Source organism: Frankia nepalensis (assembly GCF_016786325.1).
GTDB lineage: Bacteria > Actinomycetota > Actinomycetes > Frankiales > Frankiaceae > Pseudofrankia > Pseudofrankia nepalensis.
In genome coordinates, this window is record NZ_JADWYU010000305.1 from 1 (window position 1) to 3,389 (window position 3,389).

Sequence of the window (3,389 nt, forward strand, 5' to 3'; positions counted from 1 at the left end):
ATCTCGATCCGGTCCTTCACATAACGGACCTCGCGACGCAGTTCCTCAAGCTCGTTGTCGGTGCTCATGCTGCTCCCCTGTTGTGTGGGCTCATGGTCGGGTGGTCTGTCGGGTCCAGGCGGCCCGGACGACCCATGACGTCACGGAAGGGACGGTCGACGTGGAGGGCTGGCGCTCTGACATGGCGATGGGGACGGGTATGAGAGCGAGTCAAGGCGAATCGAAGAAGATCAGCGGGCGACGTAGCCACCGTCGACGGGCATCGCGACACCTGTCACGAACGACGCGTCGTCGCTGGCGAGGAACAGCGCTGCGGCGGCAAGCTCGTCGGGTATTCCCCAGCGGCCCATCGGCTGTGGGGGGCGGGACCCGTCGGGTGGGGGCGAGTCGTCGGGCGCGTTCGCCTGGCCCGTCCACGTCATCCCGGGGCAGATGGCATTGATTCGGATGCCCTTCGTGGCGTAGTCGAGCGCGGCAGACTTCGTCAGCTGCACGACGGCGCCCTTCGAGGCGGCGTAGAGCGCGTAGCCCTTCCAGCCGACGAGGCCGCTCGCAGACGCGGTGTTGATGATCGACCCGCCGCCAGCGGCCAGCATCACCGGGATGGCGGCCTTCATCCCGAGGTAGACGCCCTTGACGTTGACCGTCATCACGGCGTCGAAGTACTCGTCGGTCGTCTGGTCGAGGGGAACGAGCGGACCGGTTATACCCGCGTTGTTGAACAGCACGTCGAGCTGGCCGAACCGGTCGACCGTGATCGTCACCATGTTCTCGACGTCCGCAGCTGATGTGACGTCGGCATGGATGGCGATGGCCGCGTCGCCGATCTTCTCCGCGGTGAGCTTCTCGCGGCCGCTCACGTCCGCGCACACCACGTGCGCGCCCTCCCGCGCGAACAGGAACGCCGCCGACCGCCCGATACCCGAGCCGGCGCCGGTGATGACGGCGACCTTTCCGTCGAGCCTGCCCACCACGTCACTGACTCCTCGTTTCGCCCCGGTATGAGCTCTCAGCCGACGACGGCTGGCATGCTGTCCCAGCCGCGCACGGTCGACGCCGGCGATCGCACAGCGTTGTCCAGGTCGACCTCCCAGTCGGGCCAGCGGTTGAGCACCTCGTCGAGTCCGATGCGCGCTTCCAGCCGGGCGAGTGCCGCGCCGAGGCAGTAGTGCGCGCCCTGGCTGAAGGCCAGGTGCTTGTCGATGCCGCGGTGGATGTCGTAGCGGTCCGGGTCCTCGAAATGCCGGTCGTCGCGGTTGGCCGCGGACAGCATCAACAGCAGCCGGCTGCCAGCCGGCGCCGTCTGGCCGTACAAGGTCAGGTCCTCGGCGACGTGGCGGGCGACATTCGGCGACGACGTCTCGAACCGCAACAGTTCCTCGATCGCGTTCGGGATGAGGGTTCGATCGGCCGCGAGCTCGCGGCGGGAGTCGGGATGCTCGCCGAGGACCTTCCCCATCCAGCCGAAGAACCGGCCGGTCGTGTCGACGCCGGCCGCGGAGATCACCGCAAGGAAGACCTGCAGTTCGTCGCGGTGCAGGCGGCGGACGGTTCCGTCGATGTCGGTGAACTCCAGGCCCAACAGCTCGGTGATCAGGTCGTCCGACGGGTTCTTCTCCCGCCATCGCACGTACTCCGCGAAGCCGTCGCCGGAGAAGTACCTGTCCTTCTTCACGGCCAGCGGCTCACCCGGAGTGTTGCGCAGCGTGCGGTGGGCCTTGTCTCGGACATCCGGCAGGTCGGAATCAGGGATCCCCAGGAGCATGCCGATGACCCGCATCGGCAGCTGGGCACCGAGGTCGAGGAAGAAGTCGAACCGGTCACCGCCGACCAGCGGGTCCAGGCACGCCTGGCAGAACGCCCGCACCCGGTCCTCGAGCGCCCTCATCTTCCGCGGCGTGAAGGCCCTCGAGACCAGGGCACGGTGCACGGTGTGCAGGGGCGGATCCTCATTGATGAAAATCCCCCGCGGGATCTTCGGGTCGGCCTTAATGACCTCAAGGATGTTGCCCCTGCCTGAGATGAGCCGCTTGTGGTCCCGTACCGCGGCCTCGACGTCGCCGAACCGGCTCAGCGCGTAGAAGTCGTGGCGCTCGTTGTAGTACAGCGGCGCCTCGTCGCGCAGCCGCCGGTAGACGGGATACGGATCCTTGGCGATCTCGGAGTCGTATGGGTCGAAGTAGGGAGCCTCGTCAGCCATCATCGCCCACGCAGCCGCTCGACCAGAGGAACGAACGTTTCCATCGCGTTCTGCGGCACCGTCACGTAGCTGGTGCCGAACTCCGCACGGTTGGCCTGCAGCCGCTGCTCCATCTCGTCCAGCGTTCCCACCAGCACGTTGGGATGCTCAGGCAGCACATCGGCATCGACCGAGATCCAGTTGGCGATGTCGGAATAGGCCGCCGCCGGGTCCTCGGTAAGGATCGTGAAGTAGGGCGATCCCTCGATCTCAATCTCGGCGAGCCGGTCCCCCGCCGCCCCCCGCACGACTTCGTACCGGCGAACGGCCTCCTGTCTCGGGGTCAGCCCCGCCGCGTTGACCGGGTCAAAGGGCACGTTCGAGATGCTGACGATCTCGGCCTCCCGCGCGGCCAGGGAGAGTATGCGCCCGCCGTTGCCGCCGATCATCAGCGGCGGACGCGGCCTCTGGACCGGCAGCGGCAGCCCCTTGTATCCGCTGACGGTCACATGGTCGCCGCGCACGTCGATCGGCTCGCCGGACCAGTGCGCCTTGAGCAGCGCGATGACTTCCTCGAGCTTGTCGACCCGAACCTTGCCCGGCTGGAACGGGATACCGAGGGCCTTGTACTCGTTGACCTGCAGCCCGGCGCCGATACCCATCTCGAGCCGGCCATCCGAGAGCAGGTCGACGGTTGTCGCCTCCTTCACCAGCACCGCGGGCAGGTGGTAGTCGATGCAGAACACCCGGCAGCCGATCCGCAGCGTCGAGGTGACCGCCGCGGCCGCGGCCATCGCCGCGATCGGCGCGAGGTGCTGCGGCGGCAGGCTGCACGCCCGGGCCGCCGGGCCGGGCCCGAGGTAGTGGTCGGCGACGAACAGCGTCGAGTACCCGAGGTCCTCGGCCCTGCGAGCCAGGTCGTACCACTCGCGAGCGGACGTCGCCCTGGTCCCCTGGACCGCGAAGCGGAACGGTTTCTTGGTCATCGTTCTCACCTAAGGTGATCATCCAGCGGGCCGGCCAGAATTCCCGCCCGACGGCTCCGGACGAGCCACCGGGAAGCATTCCGTCAGATGCCGGCCGAGCCGGGGCCGCCGTGGACGTAGAGGGTCTGGCCGGAGCAGAAGCTGGCGGCGTCGGAGGCGAAGAACAGCACGGCGCCCGCGATCTCCTCGGGTTCGCCGAGCCGGCCGGAGCCGTTCATCAGGCC

General features: G+C 68.0%; 4 protein-coding genes. All 4 read right to left on the reverse strand.

Annotated features, from left to right (window positions below; all coding sequences use genetic code 11):
• Positions 1-230: 230 nt before the first annotated feature.
• Positions 231-971, reverse strand: a complete 741-nt coding sequence (locus tag I6A81_RS40740; protein ID WP_203008152.1) for an SDR family NAD(P)-dependent oxidoreductase — start codon at positions 969-971, stop codon at positions 231-233.
• 38 nt (positions 972-1,009) lie between these two features.
• On the reverse strand, positions 1,010-2,200 hold the full coding sequence (locus I6A81_RS40745) for a cytochrome P450 (RefSeq protein ID WP_203008155.1): 1,191 nt from the start codon (positions 2,198-2,200) through the stop codon (positions 1,010-1,012).
• Positions 2,200-3,165 (reverse strand): TIGR03621 family F420-dependent LLM class oxidoreductase, encoded by a 966-nt coding sequence (locus I6A81_RS40750; RefSeq protein WP_203008148.1) that lies wholly within the window; start codon positions 3,163-3,165, stop codon positions 2,200-2,202. Before I6A81_RS40750 ends, I6A81_RS40745 begins: the two co-directional genes overlap by 1 nt.
• Positions 3,166-3,248: 83 nt before the next feature.
• Positions 3,249-3,389 (reverse strand): SDR family oxidoreductase (locus I6A81_RS40755; protein WP_203008150.1); only part of this gene is annotated, 141 nt, incomplete at its 5' end.